General features: G+C 71.8%; 21 protein-coding genes. 14 read left to right on the top strand and 7 right to left on the bottom strand.

The window, feature by feature from the left end; genetic code table 11:
* Window positions 1-43: 43 nt before the first annotated feature.
* The 4 genes from NAMU_RS02955 to NAMU_RS02940 all read left to right on the top strand — a co-directional run bounded on the left by NAMU_RS02955 (window position 44) and on the right by NAMU_RS02940 (window position 4934).
* The gene (locus NAMU_RS02955) at window positions 44-946 is read left to right on the top strand and encodes a DNA-3-methyladenine glycosylase family protein (RefSeq protein WP_015745927.1); all 903 of its coding nucleotides are present in this window, start codon (window positions 44-46) and stop codon (window positions 944-946) included.
* Between the two features lie 53 nt (window positions 947-999).
* Entirely contained in the window at window positions 1000-3030 is a 2031-nt protein-coding gene (locus NAMU_RS02950) for an ATP-dependent helicase (RefSeq protein WP_015745926.1), read from the top strand.
* A gap of 66 nt (window positions 3031-3096) precedes the next feature.
* Window positions 3097-4455, top strand: a complete 1359-nt coding sequence (locus tag NAMU_RS02945; protein WP_015745925.1) for a TrpB-like pyridoxal phosphate-dependent enzyme — start codon at window positions 3097-3099, stop codon at window positions 4453-4455.
* Complete coding sequence (locus tag NAMU_RS02940; protein WP_015745924.1) at window positions 4452-4934, top strand: cupin domain-containing protein; 483 nt, start codon at window positions 4452-4454, stop codon at window positions 4932-4934. Before NAMU_RS02945 ends, NAMU_RS02940 begins: the two co-directional genes overlap by 4 nt.
* Before the next feature lie 2 nt (window positions 4935-4936).
* Here NAMU_RS02940 and NAMU_RS02935 read toward each other — a convergent pair whose 3' ends face one another.
* Window positions 4937-5380, bottom strand: coding sequence for a DoxX family protein (locus NAMU_RS02935; protein ID WP_015745923.1), 444 nt, complete (start codon window positions 5378-5380; stop codon window positions 4937-4939).
* 377 nt (window positions 5381-5757) lie between these two features.
* On the opposite strand from NAMU_RS02935, the gene kynA reads away from it, so the two are divergent.
* Genes kynA through NAMU_RS02920 form a run of 3 tightly spaced genes read left to right on the top strand, consistent with a single transcriptional unit; the run spans window position 5758 to window position 8698 of the window.
* On the top strand, window positions 5758-6615 hold the full coding sequence (gene kynA / locus NAMU_RS02930) for a tryptophan 2,3-dioxygenase (RefSeq protein WP_015745922.1): 858 nt from the start codon (window positions 5758-5760) through the stop codon (window positions 6613-6615).
* Window positions 6612-7865 (top strand): kynureninase, encoded by a 1254-nt coding sequence (locus tag NAMU_RS02925; RefSeq protein ID WP_015745921.1) that lies wholly within the window; start codon window positions 6612-6614, stop codon window positions 7863-7865. Before kynA ends, NAMU_RS02925 begins: the two co-directional genes overlap by 4 nt.
* 2 nt (window positions 7866-7867) lie before the next feature.
* Window positions 7868-8698 carry a PaaX family transcriptional regulator gene (locus tag NAMU_RS02920; protein WP_015745920.1) on the top strand — a complete coding sequence of 277 codons (831 nt, stop codon included), beginning with the start codon at window positions 7868-7870 and terminating at the stop codon, window positions 8696-8698.
* 108 nt (window positions 8699-8806) lie between these two features.
* On the opposite strand, the gene NAMU_RS02915 is transcribed toward NAMU_RS02920, so the two are convergent.
* Both NAMU_RS02915 and NAMU_RS02910 read right to left on the bottom strand, forming a co-directional pair.
* Window positions 8807-9010: a cold-shock protein gene (locus NAMU_RS02915; RefSeq protein ID WP_015745919.1), complete on the bottom strand. Its 204-nt coding sequence runs from the start codon at window positions 9008-9010 to the stop codon at window positions 8807-8809.
* A 211-nt stretch (window positions 9011-9221) separates the two neighbouring features.
* Entirely contained in the window at window positions 9222-9695 is a 474-nt protein-coding gene (locus tag NAMU_RS02910) for a DUF3592 domain-containing protein (protein ID WP_015745918.1), read from the bottom strand.
* Window positions 9696-9777: 82 nt separating this feature from the next.
* Here NAMU_RS02910 and NAMU_RS02905 point away from each other — a divergent pair, with 82 nt between their 5' ends.
* Entirely contained in the window at window positions 9778-10434 is a 657-nt protein-coding gene (locus NAMU_RS02905; RefSeq protein WP_015745917.1) for an SDR family oxidoreductase, read from the top strand.
* A 28-nt stretch (window positions 10435-10462) separates the two neighbouring features.
* Window positions 10463-11452, top strand: a complete 990-nt coding sequence (gene ligD / locus NAMU_RS02900) for a non-homologous end-joining DNA ligase (protein WP_015745916.1) — start codon at window positions 10463-10465, stop codon at window positions 11450-11452.
* 33 nt (window positions 11453-11485) lie between these two features.
* Here ligD and NAMU_RS02895 read toward each other — a convergent pair whose 3' ends face one another.
* Complete coding sequence (locus NAMU_RS02895) at window positions 11486-11938, bottom strand: universal stress protein (RefSeq protein ID WP_015745915.1); 453 nt, start codon at window positions 11936-11938, stop codon at window positions 11486-11488.
* Between the two features lie 44 nt (window positions 11939-11982).
* Here NAMU_RS02895 and NAMU_RS02890 point away from each other — a divergent pair, with 44 nt between their 5' ends.
* Window positions 11983-12978, top strand: a complete 996-nt coding sequence (locus NAMU_RS02890) for an alpha/beta hydrolase (protein WP_015745914.1) — start codon at window positions 11983-11985, stop codon at window positions 12976-12978.
* Here the strand turns inward: NAMU_RS02890 and NAMU_RS02885 are convergent.
* From NAMU_RS02885 to pta, 3 genes are read right to left on the bottom strand one after another with little or no spacing between them, the layout of a single operon-like run.
* Entirely contained in the window at window positions 12971-13894 is a 924-nt protein-coding gene (locus tag NAMU_RS02885; RefSeq protein WP_015745913.1) for an AEC family transporter, read from the bottom strand. The genes NAMU_RS02890 and NAMU_RS02885 overlap by 8 nt on opposite strands.
* Before the next feature lie 6 nt (window positions 13895-13900).
* Window positions 13901-15100 (bottom strand): acetate/propionate family kinase, encoded by a 1200-nt coding sequence (locus tag NAMU_RS02880; protein WP_015745912.1) that lies wholly within the window; start codon window positions 15098-15100, stop codon window positions 13901-13903.
* Window positions 15097-17163 carry a phosphate acetyltransferase gene (pta, locus tag NAMU_RS02875; RefSeq protein ID WP_052307769.1) on the bottom strand — a complete coding sequence of 689 codons (2067 nt, stop codon included), beginning with the start codon at window positions 17161-17163 and terminating at the stop codon, window positions 15097-15099. The genes NAMU_RS02880 and pta overlap by 4 nt, the downstream gene beginning before the upstream one ends.
* Window positions 17164-17329: 166 nt before the next feature.
* On the opposite strand from pta, the gene NAMU_RS02870 reads away from it, so the two are divergent.
* The 4 genes from NAMU_RS02870 to NAMU_RS02855 are packed head-to-tail and all read left to right on the top strand — an operon-like array spanning window position 17330 to window position 20779.
* Entirely contained in the window at window positions 17330-18046 is a 717-nt protein-coding gene (locus tag NAMU_RS02870) for an ABC transporter ATP-binding protein (RefSeq protein ID WP_015745910.1), read from the top strand.
* Window positions 18047-18051: 5 nt separating this feature from the next.
* Window positions 18052-18786 (top strand): ABC transporter permease, encoded by a 735-nt coding sequence (locus NAMU_RS02865; RefSeq protein ID WP_041369703.1) that lies wholly within the window; start codon window positions 18052-18054, stop codon window positions 18784-18786.
* 23 nt (window positions 18787-18809) lie between these two features.
* On the top strand, window positions 18810-19442 hold the full coding sequence (locus NAMU_RS02860; RefSeq protein ID WP_015745908.1) for a TetR/AcrR family transcriptional regulator: 633 nt from the start codon (window positions 18810-18812) through the stop codon (window positions 19440-19442).
* Window positions 19439-20779 (top strand): family 1 glycosylhydrolase, encoded by a 1341-nt coding sequence (locus NAMU_RS02855; protein WP_015745907.1) that lies wholly within the window; start codon window positions 19439-19441, stop codon window positions 20777-20779. The genes NAMU_RS02860 and NAMU_RS02855 overlap by 4 nt, the downstream gene beginning before the upstream one ends.
* The last annotated feature ends 41 nt before the right edge of the window (window positions 20780-20820 follow it).

Raw genomic sequence — 20820 nt, 5'->3', positions numbered from 1 at the left:
CGGCGAACCGGGCACTGTCGGACCTTGTCGGCATGATGCCGCCATGACCAGTTTCTCGATCACCCCGACCACCCCGTTCCGGCTCCAGGAATCGGCCGAGTTCGGGTTCGGCGGGCGCGCGGCCGACTCGTTCGACGGCGTGATGCGGATGGCGTTCTGCCTGGACGGCTATGCCGACCAGGTGGGCGTTGCGGTGCGGCAGGATGCCGACGGCACCGTGCACGGCAGGGTAGACGGGGTCGGCCCGGATCGGGTCGACGCGGTGCGGGCCCAGGTCGCGCGGGTGCTGTCGCTGGATCAGGACGGCGGTGAATTCCTCGACGTCGGCCACCGGGACCCGGTGATCGGTCGGCTGCAGGAGGTCGCCCCCGGGCTGCTGCCGCCGCTGTTCTATTCGCCCTACGAAGCGGCCCTGTGGTCGGTGCTGTCCGCCCGGCGGCCGGCGCAGCAGATGGCCCAGGTCCGCACCCAGCTGTCCGAACGGCACGGCCGGACCTTCGAGCTGGCCGGCCGGCGGCTGGCGGCGATGCCGACGCCCGAGCAGCTGCTGCGGGTGACCGAGTTCCCCGGGTTGACCCCGGAGAAGATCCACCGGATGCACGGCATCGCCCGGCAGGCGCTGACCGGCACTCTGGACGTGGCCCGGCTACGGCACATCGGGCCGACCGCCTGCCAGGACGATATGCAGCGGCTCAAGGGAATCGGCCCCTTCTACGCCTCGCTGATCACCATCCGGGCGGTCGGCTTCACCGACGTGCTGCCGGTCGACGAGCCGATGCTGCTCGAGCTGGTCGGGCTGCACTACCGGGTGGACGGTCCGGTCACCCGGGCCGCGTTCGAGCAGATCGCCGAGCCGTGGCGGCCGTACCGCACCTGGACATCGGTGCTGATCCGGGCGGCGTCGTCGCGGATCGGGGTGGTCGGCAGCCGCCGCCGGGCCGGCTGAGCGGCGGGCGCGTCGGACCGGTTCCGGAGTCGAAACGAACTAGAATCGCACGAATGTTCGACACTGGGTGGGACGCCGGGCTGGACGACGCGCAGCTCTCGGCCGTGGTGCACGGCGACGGCCCGCTGGTCATCCTGGCCGGCGCGGGCACCGGCAAGACCCGCACCCTGACCGCCCGGGTGGCCAGCCTGCTGGACCGGGGCGTGCCGGCCGAGCGGGTCCTGCTGCTGACCTTCACCCGCCGCGCCGCGGACGAGATGGTCTCCCGCGCGGCCCGGCTGTGCACGCAGCCGGACGCCGGACAACGGCTGGCCGGCGGGACGTTTCACGCCGTTGCACACGCGGTGATCGGCCGGCACACCGAGGCCCTCGGCCTGCCGCCGGCGGTCAGCGTGCTCGACCGGGCCGACGCCACCGACGTGATGGATCTGCTCCGGCACGACCACGGGTTGGACGGCACCGACCGCCGCTTTCCGCGGGCGGCCACCCTGGTGGACATCTACTCGCGCGCGGTGAACACCGGCGTGCCGGCCCGGGCGCTGATCAAGACCGATTTCGGCTGGGTGCAGCCCCACGTCGACGCGGTGATGGAGCTGTTCCGGGCCTATGTCGCGCGCAAACGCGACCGCGGTCTGCTCGATTTCGACGATCTGCTGCTGGCCTGGCGCAGCCTGCTGGCCGATCCGGTGGTCGGTCCGCAGATCGCCGGCCGTTGGGACCACGTCCTGGTCGACGAGTACCAGGACGTGAATGCCACCCAGGTCGACATCGTGCACGCACTGCGGCCGGGAGGGCACGGGCTGACGGTCGTCGGGGACGACGCCCAGGCCATCTACGGCTTCCGCGGGTCCGACCACGCCCATCTGCGAAGCCTGGTGCAGGAGCTGCCCGAGGTCACCGTGGTCCGGTTGGAACGCAACTTCCGCTCGCATCAGCGGCTGCTCGATCTGGCCAACGTGGTCCGGCCCGGCGCCGAGGGCGAGCACCGGATCACCCTGCACTCCGACCGGCGAGAGGGGCGACCGGCCCGGTTGGTGCGCTGCCACGACGCCCCCGCCGAGGCCCGGATCATCGTCGACTCGGTGCTGGAGGCGCACCAGAAGGGGCGGCGGCTGCGGGAGCAGGCGGTGCTGATGCGGGCCGCCGCGCACAGCGACCTGCTGGAGGTGGAACTGACCGCCCGCGGAGTGCCCTTCGTCAAGTACGGCGGTCTGAAGTTCCTGGAGGCGGCCCACGTCAAGGATTTCGTGGCCGCCGTGCGGCTGCTGGACAACCCGCGGGACGAGGTCGCCTGGTACCGGCTGCTGCGGCTGCACGACGGGATCGGTCCGGCCCGGGCCCGCAGCCTGCTCGGGTCGCTGGCCGACCCGGAGCTCTCGGCCGACCTGGACCGGCACGCCGAGGCGGTCGCGGCGGCCCCGGCGATGAGCCGGGTCGCTCTGGCCGCCAGCCTGTCCACCCTGGCCGACGCCCGGTCCCGGAACCGAATCGGCGAGCGGGCCCGCGGCTGCCTGGAGCTGCTGCGGCCGCTGCTGACCGCCCGTTACCGGGACTGGTCGGCCCGGCTGGGCGACCTCGAACGACTGGTCGGCGCGGCCGACCAGTCCCCCGACCTGGCCGCGTTCGTGGCCGAGCTCACCCTGGACCCGCCCGCCTCGACCAGCGACCTGGCCGGACCGCCGAGCCAGGACGACGACTACCTGGTGCTGTCCACCGTGCATTCGGCCAAGGGTCTGGAATGGCCGGTGGTGCACGTGCTGCACCTGGTCGACGGCTCCTTCCCCTCGGACATGGCCCTGGGCACCCCGGAAGGCGTCGAGGAGGAGGCCCGGTTGTTCTACGTCGCGCTCACCCGGGCCGCCGACGAGCTGAATCTGTATGCCCCGCTGCGGATGCCGCACCACCGGCACGCCCGGGACGACCGGCACTCGATGGCGCCGCTGAGCCGGTTCCTGGACGACGCCGCGCTGGATCGGGTCGAGGTGGTGGACTTGACCCCGCCGCGGCCGGGTGCCGACCCGGCCGGGGCCGCCGCCCGCGGGACCCGGGTGGCGCTGCCCGACCTGGCCGACCTCTGGGCCTGATCGGGTCCTTCGGCCGGGCCGGGTAGCCTCGCAGTCCCGAACAGCTCGACGGCGAAGGCGGCGCAGATGCCCATTCGGCAGCACAAGTACCTTCTCGACGAATCCGAGATGCCCACCAGCTGGTACAACATCGTGCCGGATCTGCCGGCCCCGCCCCCGCCGCCGCTGCACCCGGGCACCCACGAACCGGTCGGCCCGGACGACCTGGCCCCGCTGTTCCCGATGGACCTGATCCTGCAGGAGGTCTCGACCGAGCGGTACATCCCGATCCCGGACGAGGTGCAGGACGTCTACCGGCTGTGGCGGCCCTCGCCCCTGTTCCGGGCACACCGCCTGGAACAGGCGCTGGGCACGCCGGCCCGGATCTACTACAAGTACGAGGGCGTCTCCCCGGCCGGCTCGCACAAGCCGAACACGGCGGTGCCGCAGGTCTATTACAACGCCAAGGCCGGCGTGAAGAAGCTGACCACCGAGACCGGCGCCGGCCAATGGGGCACCGCGCTGGCGTTCGCCTGCTCGCTGTTCGACGTCGAGTGCGAGGTCTGGCAGGTCGGCGCGTCCTACGACGCCAAGCCCTACCGGCGCACGGTCATCGAGACGTTCGGCGGCACGGTGCACCGCTCACCGTCCCAGCTGACCTCGGCCGGGCGGGCGTTCGCCGCGGATCACCCCGGATCGCTGGGCATCGCCATCTCCGAGGCCGTGGAGAAGGCTGCGGGAGCCGCCGACACCAAGTACGCGCTGGGCTCGGTCCTCAATCACGTGCTGTTGCACCAGACGGTGATCGGCGAGGAAGCGCTGCTGCAGCTGGCCAAGGCCGGCGAGACCGGTGCCGACCTGGTGATCGGCTGTACCGGCGGCGGCTCCAACTTCGGCGGCCTGGCGTTCCCGTTCCTGCGGGAGAAGCTGGCCGGCCGGCAGAACCCGGTGATCCGCGCGGTCGAGCCGGCCTCGTGCCCGTCGTTGACCCGCGGCGAGTACCGCTACGACTTCGGCGACACCGCCGGCTTCACGCCGCTGATGAAGATGCACACCCTGGGCCACGATTTCGTGCCGGACCCGATCCACGCCGGTGGCCTGCGCTATCACGGCATGGCCCCGCTGATCTCGCACATTTACGAGCTCGGGCTGATGGAGGCGCTGTCCATCGAGCAGACCGAGTGCTTCGCCGCCGCGGTCCGGTTCGCCCGCACCGAGGGCATCGTGCCGGCCCCCGAACCCACGCACGCGCTGGCCGCCACCATGCGCGAGGCGTTGGCCTGCAAGGAATCCGGCGAGGAGAAGGTGATCGTGACGGCGCTGTGCGGGCACGGCCTGCTGGACCTGGGCGCCTATGACGCCTACCTCAACGACCGGATGGTCGACTCCGGGCTCTCGGACGCCGACCTGGACGCGGCGCTGTCGACGATTCCCGTCCTGACATGAGTACGGACCCGGCCGAGCTGGACGCCGGCCGGGCACTGGCCCAGTCGCTGCAGTTGGAGCCGCTCGCCCTGGAGGGCGGGCGGTTTCGCCGCACCTTCACCGGCGGCGGGATCTCGGCGATCCTGTACATGCTGATCGGCAGCGATTTCTCGGCCATGCACCGGCTGGGCAGCGACGAGGTCTACTTCCACCATCAGGGCGCGCCGCTGCGGCTGCTGCTGATCGAACCCACCGGTGCGGCGCACGAGGTGGTGCTGGGCCCCGACGTGGCCGCCGGGCAATTGCCGCAGCTGCACGTGCCGGGCGGGTGGTGGCAGGGTTCGTCCAGTGCCGGGGCCTGGACCCTGGTCTCGACCGTGGTGGCGCCCGAGTTCAGCTGGGACGACATCGTGCTGGGCGATCGCCAGGAGTTGACGGCGCTCGCCCCGGGGGCGGCCGAACGCATCGGCCAGCTCACCCGGGACGAGCCGCCCCGCTGAGGTCAGCGCTTGATCAGCGCGTCCAGCGCGTAGCGACCGCCGCCGAGCAGGGCCAGCGCGGCCGAGACGGCGGCCAGCACGAGGACGAACTCGTACCCACCGGCGGCGGCCAGGAACCCGTTGGCCCCGTGCACGAACACGATCGCGCCGACCATGCACAGGGCGTAGAGCGCGCCGACCACCCGGGTGCCCAGACCCAGGATCAGCAGGACGCCGCCGACGAGCTCGACCGTGGCCACCGCCGCCGCACTGAATCCAGCCAGCGGGACGCCCATCTGGCCGAAGAACCCGCTGACGCCGGAAATGCCGTCCACGAAGAACTTCTGCCAGCCGTGCACGATCATCACCGCGCCCAGGACCACGCGCAGCACCACCAACCCAGTGGCGGTGGCGACGGCGCTGCGGGCGGACGTCGAGGTATCGGAACTGCGGGTCATGGTGGCCATGCTCGCTCCTTCAAAGATCGGTCGGACGGAAGTGTCATTTGATTGAACGTTCATGATTCTGACCCGGACTACATGCCGATAGCAAGCCGATTGCTGCAAAGAGTGACTCTTGTCGCACCCACGGTGACCGCCCAGCGCCCCGCCGCGGCCTCGCCTGACCCCCCGCCCCGCCTTGCCTCGCCGCGGCCCCGCCTGGGTGTTGATCATGGGGAGATGGTCGTTCTGGCTCCGCCAGAACGACCATCTCCCCATGATCAACTGCAGGTGCCGGGCCGGACCGGACCGGGCCGGGTCGGGCCAGGCCGGGGCCGGGCGGGTTTATTGCGTCTGCTTGACGCACGTCATAGGTACGCGATACCGTGGCGGCGGAGGCAACCATGACGGGCAACATCCGACCCCTCGAGGACGGCATCGAGCGGGACCTGCAGGGTTTGAACTACGGCAGCTACCTGCACCTGGACGAACTGCTGCACGCACAGCAGCCGGTGTCCGACCACCACGACGAGATGCTGTTCATCGTCGTGCACCACGTCACCGAGCTGTGGATGAAGCTGATCATCCACGAGATCCGCTCCGCGATCAGTCTGCTCGCCCAGGACGAGCTCGGTCCCGCGCTGAAGCGGCTGGCCCGGGTCAAGCACATCCAGCGCCAGATGATCGAGCAGTGGGCGGTGCTGGCCACCCTGACGCCGTCGGAGTACGCGCAGTTCCGCGACGTGTTGGGCAAGTCCTCCGGCTTCCAGTCGGCCCAGTACCGGACGCTGGAGTTCCTGCTGGGCAACAAGAATCGCGCGATGATCGCGGTGTTCGCGCACGAGCCGCAGACCGCCGCCCAGCTGGACCGCGACCTGCACGCGCCCAGCCTGTACGACGAGTTCCTGCTCTACCTGGCCCGGCGCGGCTACCCGATCCCGGCCGAGCTGCTCGAGCGCGACTTCGCCGAGCCGCACACCCGCAACGAAGAGCTGGTCGGCATCCTCACCGCGGTGTACGCCGATCCCGAGCACCAGTGGGACGTCTACGAGACGTGCGAGGAACTCGTCGACATCGAGGACACCTTCCAGACCTGGCGGTTCCGGCACCTCAAGACCGTCGAGCGGATCATCGGCTACAAGCGGGGCACCGGTGGATCCTCCGGGGTGGCTTTCCTGTCCCGCGCACTGTCCCTGACCTTCTTCCCCGAGCTGTACGCCGTGCGCACCGAGATCGGCGCCCCGGCCAAGGAGCACGCATGAGCAGCCTCACCACCGGCGCGATCACCGGATCGATCACCCGCGCGCAGGCGCAGGACCTCGACCGGACCGACCCGCTGGCCGGCTTCCGGGACCGTTACCTGCCGGCCACCGACGACGTCGTGGCCTACCTGGACGGCAACTCCCTGGGCCGGCCGCTGGCCGCGATCGCCGATTCCTGGCAGCGGTTCACCCACGAGCAGTGGGCCGGCCGGCTGATCCGCGGCTGGTCGGAGGGTTGGATGGATCTGCCGGAGCTGGTCGGTGACGAGCTGGCCGCGGCCGCGCTCGGGGCCGCCCCCGGGCAGACGATCATCGCCGACTCCACCACGGTGAACTTCTACAAGGCGATGCGGGCCGCGCTGAACCTGCGGCCGGGTCGCACCAAGATCATCCTGGACCGGGACAACTTCCCGACCAACCGCTATGTCGCCGAATCGCTGGCCCGGGACCTGGGCCTGGAGCTGGTCTGGCTGGAGCCGCCGATCGACGGCGGCGTCACCCCCGAGGCCGTCGCGGCCGTCATCGACGAGCGGACCGCGGTCGTCACGTTGAGCCATATCGCCTACCAGTCGGCGTTTCTCGCCGATGCGCCGGCCATCACCGAGGTCGCGCACCGGGCCGGCGCGCTGGTCGTCTGGGACCTGTGCCACTCGGTCGGCTCCACCGAGATCGAACTCGACGCCTGGGACGTCGATTTCGCCGTCGGCTGCACCTACAAGTTCGTCGGCGCCGGTCCCGGCGCACCCGCGCTGCTGTACGCCAACGCCCGGCACCACGCCGGGCTGGACCAGCCGATCTGGGGTTGGCTGGGCCGGCAGGACTCGTTCGAGATGGAGCAGGGTTACCGGCCGGCCGCCGGCATCCGCTCGATGATGTCCGGCACCCCGCCGCTGCTGGGCCTGCTCGCAGTGCGCGAGGGCGCCGCGGTCATCGCCGAGGCCGGCATCGCCGCGATCCGGGCCAAGGCCGTTGCGCTGACCGAGATGGTCACCGCCATCGCCGAGGACACCCTGGTGCCGCAGGGCTTCACCGTCATGAGCCCGTGCGACCCGGCCCGGCGCGGCGGTCACGTCAGCATCGCCCGGCCCGACGCCCGGGAACTCTCGCAACGGCTGACCGAAGCCGGGGTGCTCATCGATTTCCGCGCCCCGCAGGCGATCCGGATCGGGCTCTCGCCGCTGCCGGCCTCGTTCACCGAGGTCTGGGACGCGATGGAGGTCATCCGGACGCTGTCGGCGCCGGCGCACTGATCGTGGCCGCGCCGACCGGCTCGGCCGTGTTGCCTCCGGACCGGCCGGGCAGCCCGTCGTCGGTGATCGTCTCGTTCGCCGGGTCGTTCCTGCGCGAGATCGGCGGCGCCATCGCGGTCTCCGACCTGATCCGCTGCCTGGCCGCGGCCGGCGTGGCCGAACCCGCGGTGCGCCAGGCCCTGAGCCGGCTCAAGGCCCGGGGTTTCCTGGACCCGGACCGGGTCGACGGCCGGGCCGGCTACCGGCTGACCGCCGCGGGCCTGGCCGATCTGAACAGCGGCGATCGCCGCATCTTTCACCGGCCGAGCACCAGCGAGGCCGACGGCTGGGTGCTCGCCGTCTTCTCGGTGCCGGAATCGGAACGGGCGCAACGGCACCGGCTGCGCAGCGAGCTGAGCTGGTTGGGCTTCGGCACGGTCGCCGCCGGTGTCTGGGCGGCCCCCCGGCACCTGGCCGAGCCGACCCGGCAGGTCCTGGCCGCCGCCGATCTGGACCACTACGTGACCTGGTTCCAGGCCCATCACCTGAGCCCGATTCAGGTCGGGCAATGGTGGGATCTGCCCGCGCTGCGGGACCAGTACGAGCAATTCCTGCGGCAACACAGCAGCGATCTGGCCGTGCCGGACGAGGAATTGACCGACGAGCAGGCGTTCGCCCACTACCTGCGGGTCATCGATTCGTGGCGGGTCTTTCCCCGGATCGATCCGGGACTGCCGGCCACGCTGCTGCCGCCGGACTGGCCGGCGGCGCAGGCCTGGTCCACCTTCGCCTCGTTGCACGACCGATGGGCGCAACGGGGTCTGGCGCACGTCTGGGCCGTGGTCGCCGGCTGAGCCGGGAACCGGGTCGGAAACTGAACCGCGCACCGGGCGGAAATACGTCGAGGGGCGTAGCGAGAATCGCTACGCCCACCCGGACGATCATGCGGTCAAGCGGAAGAACTAGAGCGGGGTGACCTGAGTGGCCTGCGGGCCCTTGGTGCCCTGGGTCACCGTGTAGGTCACCTGCTGGTTCTCCTCGAGCGAGCGGTAGCCGCCGGCCTGGATCTCCGAGTAGTGAACGAACACATCGGGACCACCCTCATTGGGGGTGATGAAGCCGAAGCCCTTCTCCGCGTTGAACCACTTGACAGTGCCCTGCGCCATGCGTAACTCCTTGGATCAATCCGACATGGGGAGCGAATGCTCCACACGGGCTAGCCGACGACTTCTATCTTCGTCGGAGCGACCCGAGAAACGCAGAGAATCGTGGTGATCCACCCGACAGCGAAAACGTCGCGGGTGGCGCTAACCAGTTCTAGTGTTGCACATCCACCGGCTTGGTTCCACGCAAGGCCCGGAAGTTGGTCCCGAAACCTCAGGACCGGTGCAGGACGACCAGCCCGATGATCACGCCGATCACCACCACCATGATCCAGATGTTGACCACGACCCACTTTTCGGCCAGCCCCAGGGCCGGCACCACGTTGGGCAGGGACTGCGGGGCGATGCTGGCCATAGTCGGGTCGAACGGGTCGTGGTAGACCTCCACCAGCGAGCCGACGCCCGGGGTGCCGGCCGCCCGGATCCGCGAGGTGAAGGTGATCTCCCGCCCGTCGGCCGCCCGGAAGGTGATCACCGGCCGGCGAATGCGTTGCGCAGTGCCGTCTTTGGCCGGTCGGCGGCGGCCCAGCGCCTGCTCGTCGACGACCACGCCCTGCGCCCGGACCCACCCCGACGGGACCGCCGGCCACTCCCGGGCCCGCTTGGAGTAGATGACCTGCCGGGTGCCGAAGGCAGCCGCCAGGACGATGGGAACCATCGCCAGCACCAAGCTGAGCCAGTCGGGCACTTGACGATGATGTCAAGGCGCCGGCCGGACGGCACGGCCCGCCCCGGTGGGCCACCCCGGTGACGGTGCGTACGGTGGGCCTATGCGGGTCGTCATCGCGGGTGGACACGGCAAGATCGGGTTGCGGCTGGCCAGGCTGCTCGGCGAGCGCGAGGAGCACGCGATCAGCCTGATCCGCTCCCTGGCGCAGGAGGCCGACGTCGTCGCCCTCGGCGCGCATCCCCTGGTCTTCGATCTGGAATCCGGATCGGCGCAGGACCTGGCCAGGATCCTGGACGGCGCCGACGCGGTCGTCTTCGCCGCCGGCGCCGGACCGGGCAGCGGCGTGGCCCGCAAGGACACCGTCGACCGCGGCGCCGCCGTGCTGCTCGCCCAGGCCTGCGAACTGGCCGGGGTCCGCCGCTACGTCATGGTGTCGTCGATGGGCGCGGACGCCCCGCCCCCGCCGGGCACCGACGAGGTCTTCGCCGCCTACCTGGTGGCCAAGAAGGCCGCCGACGACGACCTGCGGACCCGCGACCTGGACTGGACGATCCTGCGCCCGGGGGCGCTGACCATGGAGTCAGGCACCGGGCTGGTTCACCTGGCCGAGCACACCGGACGCGGGCAGGTGCCCCGCGAGGACGTCGCGGCGGTGCTGCTGGCCCTGCTGGACGAGCCCCGCACCGCCGGGCTGACCCTGGAGCTGGTGGCCGGGGACACCCCGATCGATGAGGCCGTGGCCGGTCTCCTGAGCTGATCGCGGGCCGGCTGGGTACGTTGATCCGGTGGCCCGCTCCCGCGACACCAGCGAACCCGTTGAGCTGACCGTGGGCGAGCGCACCGTGCGCGTCACCCACCCCGAGCGGGTGTACTTCCCGGCGACCGGCGCGACCAAGCTGGACCTGGTCGAGTACTACCTGTCCGTCGGCGACGGCATCGTCAACGCGCTGCGCGAGCGGCCCTGCATGATGCACCGCTTTCCCGAGGGCCTGGCCGGGGACAAGGTGCACCAGAAGCGGCTGCCCCGGGGCGCCCCGCCGTGGGTGCAGACGGTCACCTTGTTCTTCCCCCGCTTCAAGCGCACCGCCGACGAGCTGTGCGTCACCGAGCTGGCCAGCGTGATCTGGGCGGTCCAGATGTCCACCGTCGAGTTCCACCCCTGGAACTCGCGGCGGGCCGACACCGAGAAACCCGACGAGTGGCGGATCGACCTGGACCCCATGCCGGACTGCGATTTCGCCCGGGTCCGCCGGGTCGCGCACGTCGCGCACGAGGTGCTCGACGAACTCGGCGCGGTCGGCTGGCCGAAGACCTCCGGCGGCAAGGGCCTGCACATCTACGTCCGCATCCCGCCGCAGTGGGGTTTCGCCGACGTGCGCCGGGCCGCGCTGGCCTTCGCCCGCGAGGTGGAGCGCCGCGCGCCGCAGGACGTCACCACCGCCTGGTGGCGCAAGGACCGCGACCCGGCGATGCTGTTCGTCGACTACAACCAGAACGCGCGCGACCACACCATCGCGTCCGCCTATTCGGTCCGGGGCACGCCCCGCGGCACCGTCTCCACCCCGATCCGCTGGACCGAGATCGACGACGTCCTCCCCGACGATTTCACGATAGCCACCGTGCCGGCCCGCTACGCCGAGCTGGGCGACCTGCACGCCGGCATCGACCAGGCCGTGTTCCCGATCGATCAGCTGCTTCAGTGGGCCGACCGGGACGAGCGGGACGGCCGTCCCGATCCCGGCGGCGCGGACGCGGTCGACCTGGACGCCCCCTGAGCCCGGCGGTCGACCCGCCGGGCCCGGACCGCGTCACGGAACGACCGTGACCGGCCACTTGCCGGCCCGCACCAGCCGGACCCCGACCGAGCCGATGATGCGGTGCCCGGCCGAGGTGGAGGCACCGACCACCACGGCGTCGGCCAGCACCTTCTCGCAGACCCGGGTGATCTCGGTGTACGGGTCGCCGGTGGTCTCGATGAACCGGGCCCGCAGCCCGGCCCGCCGGGCCGCCTCGCCGATCTGTACCCGCAGCTCGTCGGCGACTTGGTGCTCGGCATCGCTCAGGGCCAGGCCCGCGGCCGGCACCAGCCCGACCATGGCCGATCCGGCGACCACGTAGACCACCACCAGCTCGGCGCCCTGCCGGCGGGCCAGCCCGGCCGCGTAAGCGGCGGCCCGCAACGACGTGGTCGACCCGTCGACCGCGGCCACGATCACCTTGGGACCGTCGGTGCCCCGTTCGAACTCGTCCGCCTCGGTCACGCCGCCCGCCTCATGCCCAGAGTGTGGCGCACTATCCTGGCCCGGTGCCAAACCCGTCCGTCGAGGTGTTCACCGACCCCCGGCCCGACTTCTTCGGCGCGCCCTACGAAGCCCTGACCCTGCAGTTGCCCGACGACCGCGAGGGCCCGGTCGTGGCCACCCTGGTCCGTCGCCGGACCGACCGGCCGGCCACCGGCGCGGCTCTGTACCTGCACGGTTTTTCCGACTACTTCCACCAGAAGGAACTGGCCGAGTTCCACCTCGCCCGCGGTGAGGACTTCTACGCGGTCGACCTGCGCAAGAACGGGCGATCGCTGCTGCCCCACCAGACCCCGACCCGGATGGGCGACGTCGCCGACTACTACCCCGAGCTGGACGCCGCGGTGGCCACCATCCGGGCCGACGGGCACGAGCGGATCGTTTTCAACGCCCATTCCACCGGCGGCCTGATCGGCGTGCTCTGGTTGCACGACGCCCCGCACCGCGACGCCGACCTGAGCGCGGTGCGCGCGGTGGTGCTCAACAGCCCGTTCCTGGACGTGCCGGCCAACTGGGCGGTGCGCGCGCTGGCCCCGCGGCCCTTCGCGGTGCTGGCCCGCAACCGGCCCGAACTGGTGCTGCAGCAACCCACCCGCAGCCAGTACCAGATCAGCATCCACGCCACCGAACGCGGCGAGTGGACGTTCAATCCCGACTGGAAGCCGGTGACCGGCGGGGTGGTGCGCGCGGAATGGCTGGCCGCCGCCCAGCGGGCCATCGCCCGGGCGCACGCCGGCCTGACGCTGACCATGCCGATCCTGGTGATGTGCAGCAACCGCACCGTCCGGGCCCGCGAGTGGTCCGACGAGCTGCTGCGCGGCGACGCGGTGCTCAACGCCGACGCGCTGGCCCGCTGGTCCACGCAGCTGGGCCGGCACGTCACCTGCCTGCGCATCGTCGACGGCATGCACGATCTGCTGCTGTCCACCCCGCCGGTGCGGGCCGAGGTCTACGCGCAGCTGGCCCGCTGGTTGGACGCCTACGGGGCCGGGGTCAGCTGAGCAGGCCGGCGATGACGACCAGCACCGGGATGCACAGCAGCGTGCTGGTGGCCACCGCGTCCCGGGCCAGCGGCACCGCCGCCTTGTACCGGACGGCGTAGACGAACACGTTCTGCGCGGTGGGCAGCGCCGCGCACATCGTGCTGGCCAGCAGCGGCACCCCGCTCATCCCGAACACCCAGCGCCCCAACGCGTAGGCCGCCACCGGCATCACCACCAGCTTGAGCGCGGCGGCCAGCGACAGGTCGGCCGCCCGGCCACCCCGCCCGGGGATCGGCGCACCGCGCAGCGAGATGCCGAACGCGATCAGCGCGCCGGGCACGGCCATCCCGGCGATCAGCTTGAGCGGGGCGTCGATCAACTGCGGGATGTGGGCGCCGGTCGCGGCCAGCGAGATGCCGATCACCGAGGCGACGATCACCGGGTTGCGCACCGGCTGGATCAGCACCCGCCGCCAGGACGGGCGGCGGCCGGACTCGACCATGTCCAGCACCACGAAGGCGACCGGGGCCAGCACCACCAGCTGGTACAGCATGACCGGCGCGACCAGCGCGGCGTCACCGAAAACGTAGACGGCCAGCGGGATCCCGAGGTTGCCGGCGTTGACGTAGGACGAGGCCAGGGAACCGACCACGACCGAGGCGGTGTCCCGCTTCCACCACAACCGGGCCACCAGCAGGTACAGCGACCAGGCCACCGTCGTGGTCAGCGCGGTGACCGCCAGTCCGGCCGACAGCACCGCCGAGATCGACGCCCCGGCCAGGGTTTCCAGCAGCAGCGCGGGGGTGGCCACGAAGAACACCAACCGGGACAACACGACCGGGGTGCCCGAGGGCAGCAGGCTGGTCCGGGCCAGCAGATACCCCACGCCGACGACGATGCCGATCGTCGCCAGGCCCTGCAGGACCGCGAGCACCGATGGTCAGCGCACCAGGGCCAGCGTCGCCCGGGCGATCGCCAGCTCCTCGTTGGTCGGCACCACAAGGACGGTCACCGGCGAATCGTCGGTCGAGATGACCCGCGCGCCACCCCGTTCGGCGTTGCGGGCCGGATCGAGCCGGATGCCCAGCGGCTCCAGGCCGGCCAGCACCTTGGCCCGCACCCCGGCCGCGTTCTCGCCGACCCCGGCGGTGAAGGTGATGACGTCGGCGCCGCCGAGCACGGCCAGGTAGGCCCCGATGTACTTGCGCACCCGGTGGCAGTACACGTCCAGGGCCAGCGCGGCGTCGGTGTCGCCCTGCTCGATCAGCCGGTCGATGTCCCGGAAGTCGGACACCCCGGCCAGGCCGAGCATGCCGGACCGGCGGTTGAGCAGGCTGTCGATCTCGTCGATGGACAGGCCGGCGGTGCGGGCCAGGTGGAACACCACCCCCGGGTCGATGTCACCGCTGCGGGTGCCCATCACCAGGCCCTCCAACGGGGTCAGGCCCATCGAGGTCTCCACCGCCCGGCCGCCGTCCACGGCCGACACCGACGCCCCGTTGCCCAGGTGCAGCACGATCTGCCGCAGCTGCGCGAGCTCCCGGCCCAGCACCGCGGCCACCTGCTGCGAGACGTACTGGTGCGAGGTGCCGTGGAAGCCGTAGCGGCGCACCTGATGTTCGGCGGCCACGGTCCGGTCGATCGCGTAGGTCGCGGCGGCCGCCGGCAGGTCCCGGAAGAAGGCGGTGTCGAAGACGGCCACCTGCGCAACGCCGGGGAAGGCGGCCATCGCCTCCTCGATCCCGGTCGCATTGGCCGGGTTGTGCAGCGGCGCCAGCACCGACAACGCCTTGATCTCGGCCAGCACCTGCGCGTCGACCAGGGTCGGTTCGCCGAACAACGACCCGCCGTGCACCACCCGGTGCCCGACGGCGAACAGCCCGGTCCGCTGGATGGGCCGGCCGGAGCGGTCGAACAGGGACCGCATCACCTCGATCGCCGCGGCGTGGTCGGCGATCTCGCCGGTGTAGTCGAAGTCCTTGCCGTCCTGCCGGTGGGTGGCCCGACCCGGTTCGGCGCCGGCGACGCCGATCCGCTCGATCAACCCGGTGGTCACCGCCTGGCCCTCGTCGGGGTCGATCAGCTGGTACTTCATCGACGACGAGCCGGAATTGACCACCAGAATCGGGTGCTGTATCACGCGGTCTCCCCCTGCGCCTGGATCGCCGTGATGGCGACGGTGTTGACGATGTCGGCCACCAGCGCGCCCCGGGACAGGTCGTTGACCGGCTTGTTCAGCCCCTGCAACACCGGCCCGATGGCCACCGCCCCGGCGCTGCGCTGCACCGCCTTGTAGGTGTTGTTGCCGGTGTTCAGGTCCGGGAAGATCAGCACGGTGGCCCGCCCGGCCACCTGCGAATCCGGCAGCTTGGTCACCGCCACGCCCGGGTCGACCGCGGCGTCGTACTGGATCGGGCCCTCCACCAACAGGTCCGGCCGCTTGGTGTGCACGATGTCGGTGGCCGTGCGCACCTTCTCCACGTCGGCGCCCGATCCCGAACTGCCGGTCGAGTAGGACAGCATCGCCACCCGCGGGTCGACGCCGAACTGCGCGGCGGTCTGCGCGGACGAGATGGCGATCTCGGCCAGCTGTTCCGCGGTCGGGTCGGGGTTGACCGCGCAGTCGCCGTAGACCAGGACGCGATCGGCCAGGCACATCAGGAAGACGCTGGAGACCACGGTGGTGCCCGGCGCGGTCTTGATGATCTCGAAGGAGGGCCGGATGGTGTGCGCGGTGGTGTGCACGGCCCCGCTGACCATCCCGTCGGCCATCCCCAGGTGGACCATCATGGTGCCGAAATACGAGACGTCGGAAACGATGTCGGTGGCCAGCTCCAGGGTGATGCCCTTGTGCGCGCGCAGCCGGGCGTACTCGGCGGCGAAGGTGGCCACCAGCTCGGGGGTGGTCGGCGAGACGATCCGCGCCTTGGCGATGTCCAGGCCCAGGGTGTCGGCCTTGGCCCGGATGAGGGTCTCGTCGCCCAGCAGGGTCAGGTCGGCCACGTCCAGCCGCAGCAGGATCGCCGCCGCGCGCAGGATGCGTTCCTCCTCGCCCTCGGGCAGCACCACGTGCCGGCGGTCGGCCCGGGCCCGCTCGATCAGCCGGTACTGGAACATCATCGGGGTGACCACGGTCGGGTCGGCCAGGTCCAGCGCGTCGACGATGGCGTCGGCGTCCACCCCCTCGGCGAACGCCTGCAGCGCCTTCTCCAGCTTGACCGAGGAGTCCGCGGTCAACCGGCCCCGTACCTGCCCCAGACCGGTGGCGGTCTCGAAGGTTCCGCCGTCGGTGAGCAGGATCGGTACGTCGGCCCGGATGCCGTCGATCAGCTTGGCGATCGAGGCCGGCGGCTCGTACCCGCCGGTCAGCACGACCGAGGCCAGGTCCGGGAAGGTGGCCGACTGGTGGGCCAGGATCAGCGCCGGCAGCATGTCCGAGCGGTCGCCGGGCGCGATCACGGTCATCGACGGCCGTAGCCGGCGGAGCACGTTCGGCGGGGTCATCGCGGCGACCAGGAAGCCCAGCGACTCCCGGGTCAGCAGGTCCTCGTCACCGCGCCACAGCGTCGCCCCGCAGGCGTCGCGCAGGTCGGCCACCGTCGGCGCGCCCAGCAGCGGGATGTTGGGCAGCGCGCCGGCGACCAGGCCGGCCCGGGACAGCCGCTCGCGGACGTCCTCGACCGCGTCCGGGTCGACCCGGTTGGCGATAGCGGCTACCGGATGGGCGTGCCAGGCCACGAGTTCGGAGCGGGCCAGCTCGACGGTCGCGGCGATGACGGCCGGGGTGCGGTCGCGGCCGTGCACCACCAGCACCACCGGCGAGCCCAGGTTGGCCGCGATCCGGGCGTTGCTGGCCCACTCGTTGCCGGTGGTCACGTCGGTGTAGTCGCTGCCCACCACCACGACCGCGTCGTACTCGGCGCTCAGCTCGCCGAACCGGTCCACGATCCGGGACAGCGCGGCGTCCTGATCGGCGTGCCACTGGGCGTAGGTGACGCCGACCGCCTCGTCGTAGTCCTGCCGGATGCCGGGCTGCGCGATCAGCAACTCGACCACCGAGTCGCGCTGCGGATCGGCGTTGACGATCGGCCGGAACACCCCCACCCGGCCGACCCGCCGGCTGAGCAGATCGACCAGGCCCAGGGCCACCGCCGACTTTCCGGACAGGGCCTCGGGCGAGGCGATATAGAGGCTGCGCGACATGGGGCTCAGGCTAACCGGGCCGGTCATCGGGGTCGCGACGAGCGAGCGAGGTCACCGTCGAGAATTCATCAGCTGTTGACCGGGCCGCCGGCCGCTCCTACCCTGGAGTCGGCGGAACTCATCAACCGTTGACATTCCGCCGACCGCTTCGCGGAGGAGGCGCGTCATGGCCGACGCGATCACCGTCACCGAGCTGGTCGTCCGGCGCGGAAAGGCGACCGTCCTGGACGGCCTGACCTGCCGCATTGCCGCCGGCCGGATCACCGGACTGCTGGGCCCGTCGGGCGCGGGCAAGACGACGCTGATCCGGGCGGTCGTCGGGGTGCAGGTCGTCCGCGCGGGCACGGTCACCGTGCTCGGCCGGCCGGCCGGCACCCCGGCGCTGCGCGACAAGATCGGTTACGTCAGCCAGTCGCCGTCGATCTACCTGGACCTGACCGTGGCCGAGAACACCAACTATTTCGCCGCCGTCGCCGGCGTCGACCGGTCCGCCGCCCGGGCGGCCATCGAGCAGGTCGGCCTGGCCGAGGCCGCCGGGCAACTGGCCGGCAACCTGTCCGGCGGGCAACAGTCGCGCGCGTCCCTGGCCTGCGCCATCGTCGGTGACCCGCCCGTGCTGGTGCTGGACGAACCCACCGTCGGGCTGGACCCGGTGCTGCGCGAGGAGCTGTGGGACTTCTTCGCGCAGCGGGCCCGCGACGGGGTGAGCGTGCTGGTGTCCTCGCACGTGATGGACGAGGCGAACCGGTGCGACACGCTGCTGCTGATGCGCGCGGGCGAGCTGCTCGCCGACGAGACCCCGGCGGCGATCAAGCAGCGGGCCGGCACCGACGACATGGACCGGGCCTTCCTGAACCTGATCCGGGCGGGAGCGGCGCGATGAGCGTGATCAGCCCCGGGATTCTGGCCGCCACTACCACCCGGATCCTGCGCCAGCTGCGGCACGACCCGCGCACCGTCGGCCTGCTGATCGCGGTCCCGATCGTGCTGATGGGCCTGGTCTACGCCATGTACGACGGCTCGCCCGCGGTGAGCCGGATCCTGCTGATCATGCTCGGCATCTTCCCGTTCGTGATCATGTTCCTGATCACCAGCATCGCCATGCTGCGGGAGCGCACGTCCGGCACCCTGGAACGGTTGATGACCACCCGGACCGGCAAGGGCGACCTGCTGGCCGGGTACGGGATCGCGTTCGGCGCGGCCGCGGCCGGCCAGGCGGTCATCGCCTCGGCCTGCGCGTACTGGCTGTACGGGATGAGCACCGCCGGCTCGGCCGCCCTGGTGGTGCTGATCGCGGTGCTGACCGCGCTGCTCGGCGTCGGCCTCGGGCTGGCCTGTTCGGCGTTGGCCCGCACCGAGTTCCAGGCCGTGCAGATGCTCCCGGTGGTGGTGATCCCGCAGATCCTGCTGTGCGGACTGTTCGTGCCGCGCGCGGAGATGGCCGGCTGGCTCTCCGCACTCTCGGACGTGATGCCGCTGTCCTACGCGGTGGAGGCGCTGCAACAGGTCGGCGACAACGCCGAGCCCACCTCCACGTTCTGGGTCGATCTGGCCGTCGTCGGCGGCTGTGTGATCCTGGGACTGATCCTGGCCGCGGCCTCCCTGCGGCGACGGACCCCCTGACCCAGCACCCCCGAAGGAGCGGCATGCCCGGCGCCGTCGAGCGAACCCGGCCGGCCCGCACCGGCCGGCGGCCGGGCAACCCGGACACCCGCACGGCCATCCTGGACGCCGCCCGGGCCACCTTCGCCGCCTCCGGCTTCGACGGCGCGTCCATCCGCCGGATCGCCGCCGCCGCCGGGGTCGATCCCGCGCTGGTGCACCACTACTTCGGTACCAAGGACGAGCTGTTCCTGGCCACCATCGACCTGCCCATCGACCTGCCGACGCTGCTCGCCGGCATCGGCGCGGCCGGACCGGACGGGGTGGGCGTGCGGCTGGCCGGCCTGATCGTCAGCGTGTGGGAATCGCCGATGGCCCCGGGGTTGGCCGGCTGGCTGCGCACCGCGCTGGCCGACGAGCAGCGGGCCGCGTTGATCCGCCAGTTCGTGGTGGCCCGGATGGTCGGGCCGTTCACCGCGGCGTTGGGCATCCCCGAGCCGGAGCGCACCCGGCGGGCCGGGCTGGTGATGTCGCAGATCCTGGGCGTGATCGTGAGCCGCTACCTGCTGTTCCTGGACCCGGTGGTGCAGCTGACCGGTGAGCAGCTGATCGCGTCCGTGGGCCAGACCCTGCAGCGGTACCTGACCGAGCCGCTGCCTCCGGCGGGCCGGCCGTGACCCGGCTGTTCGGCGTCGCGTCGGCGGCCATGCAGATCGAGGGAGCGGCCGGGACCGCCGGCCGGACGGCGTCGATCTGGGACGTCTTCGCCACCCTGCCCGGCCGGATCGAGGACGGCAGCAGCCCGGCCCGGGCGGCCGACCACCACGCCCGGTGGTCGACGGACCTGGATCTGCTGGCCGCGCTGGGGGTGGACGCCTACCGGCTGACGCTGTCCTGGTCGCGGGTGCAGCCGGGCGGGACCGGACCGGTCAACCCGGCCGGGTTGGACTTCTACGACGCCCTGGTCGACGGCCTGCTGGCGCGGGGCATCGAGCCGTGGGTGTCGTTGTACCGGTGGGACCTGCCGCTGGAGCTGATGCTGGAGGGCGGCTGGCTGCGGCGGGACACCGCCGAGCGGTTCGGCGACTACGCCGCCGCGGTGGCCGCCCGGCTGGGCGATCGGGTCGGCGCCTGGGCGAGCCTGGAGGATCCGTTCCCGCACCTGGCCCTGGGGCACGCGGTCGGCGTGGACGCGCCTGGATTGACCCTGCTCGGCGGGGCCCTTCCGGTCACCCACCACCTGCTGCTCGGGCACGCCCGGGCCACCGCCGCGCTGCGGGCGGCCGGCGCGGGGCGGGTCGGCCTGATCAACCACCACACGACCGTGCGGCCGGCCGGCCCGTCCGGCCGGGACCGGTGGGCGGCAGCGTTCTACGACGAGTACCACAACCGCCAGTTCGCCGACCCGGTGCTGCTCGGCCGCTACCCGGACCGGTTGCTGGCCCTGCCCGGGGTCCCCGACGGGGTGATCGCCGACGGCGACCTGGCCGCGATCGCCGCCCCGCTGGACTTCTACGGGGTGAGCTACGAGCATCCGGTGGTGGTCGCCGCGGTGCCCGAGAACCGGTCCGTGCCGCTGACCCTGGTCCCGCTGGAAGGTGTGCCGCGCACCGCCGGCGACCTGCCGATCGACCCGCCGGCCCTGGAGCAGGTGCTGGTCGACCTGGCCCGCCGGTACCCGCACTTGCCGCCGGTGGTGGTCACCACCGGCGGCGCCTTCGACGACCGTCCGGACGGCGACGACCGTCCGCGGATCGCGTTCCTGGACGAGCATCTGGCCGCCGTCGACCGGGCCGCGGGCCGCGGCGTGCCGGTCGCCGGCTACTTCCACTGGTCGCTGCTGGACGGCTGGGCCGGCACCCCGGGCCACGTCCGGACCGGCCTGGTCCGGGTCGATCCGGACACCCTGGAGCGCACCCCGCGGGCCGCATTCGCCCACTACCGCGACCTGATCGCGCATCGGTCGGGTGACACATCGGTCACGGCGCCGGCCGATCGGCCGGCCAGGTCCTAGATTCAGCGCTGCAGCACCCACCCGACCAGCCCAGATCCCCG

Origin of the sequence: Nakamurella multipartita DSM 44233, from assembly GCF_000024365.1 — a bacterium.
In the GTDB taxonomy this organism is placed as follows: domain Bacteria; phylum Actinomycetota; class Actinomycetes; order Mycobacteriales; family Nakamurellaceae; genus Nakamurella; species Nakamurella multipartita.
Note: the sequence above shows the minus strand (reverse complement) of the source record. Positions and strands in the feature narration are given on the sequence as shown.

Coding starts and splice junctions, on each gene's coding strand:
- NAMU_RS02955 (WP_015745927.1), top strand. CDS start 44: ATGACCAGTTTCTCGATCACCCCGACCACCCCGTTCCGGCTCCAGGAA.
- NAMU_RS02950 (WP_015745926.1), top strand. CDS start 1,000: ATGTTCGACACTGGGTGGGACGCCGGGCTGGACGACGCGCAGCTCTCG.
- NAMU_RS02945 (WP_015745925.1), top strand. CDS start 3,097: ATGCCCATTCGGCAGCACAAGTACCTTCTCGACGAATCCGAGATGCCC.
- NAMU_RS02940 (WP_015745924.1), top strand. CDS start 4,452: ATGAGTACGGACCCGGCCGAGCTGGACGCCGGCCGGGCACTGGCCCAG.
- NAMU_RS02935 (WP_015745923.1), bottom strand. CDS start 5,380: ATGGCCACCATGACCCGCAGTTCCGATACCTCGACGTCCGCCCGCAGC.
- kynA (WP_015745922.1), top strand. CDS start 5,758: ATGACGGGCAACATCCGACCCCTCGAGGACGGCATCGAGCGGGACCTG.
- NAMU_RS02925 (WP_015745921.1), top strand. CDS start 6,612: ATGAGCAGCCTCACCACCGGCGCGATCACCGGATCGATCACCCGCGCG.
- NAMU_RS02915 (WP_015745919.1), bottom strand. CDS start 9,010: ATGGCGCAGGGCACTGTCAAGTGGTTCAACGCGGAGAAGGGCTTCGGC.
- NAMU_RS02905 (WP_015745917.1), top strand. CDS start 9,778: ATGCGGGTCGTCATCGCGGGTGGACACGGCAAGATCGGGTTGCGGCTG.
- pta (WP_052307769.1), bottom strand. CDS start 17,163: ATGTCGCGCAGCCTCTATATCGCCTCGCCCGAGGCCCTGTCCGGAAAG.
- NAMU_RS02870 (WP_015745910.1), top strand. CDS start 17,330: ATGGCCGACGCGATCACCGTCACCGAGCTGGTCGTCCGGCGCGGAAAG.
- NAMU_RS02860 (WP_015745908.1), top strand. CDS start 18,810: ATGCCCGGCGCCGTCGAGCGAACCCGGCCGGCCCGCACCGGCCGGCGG.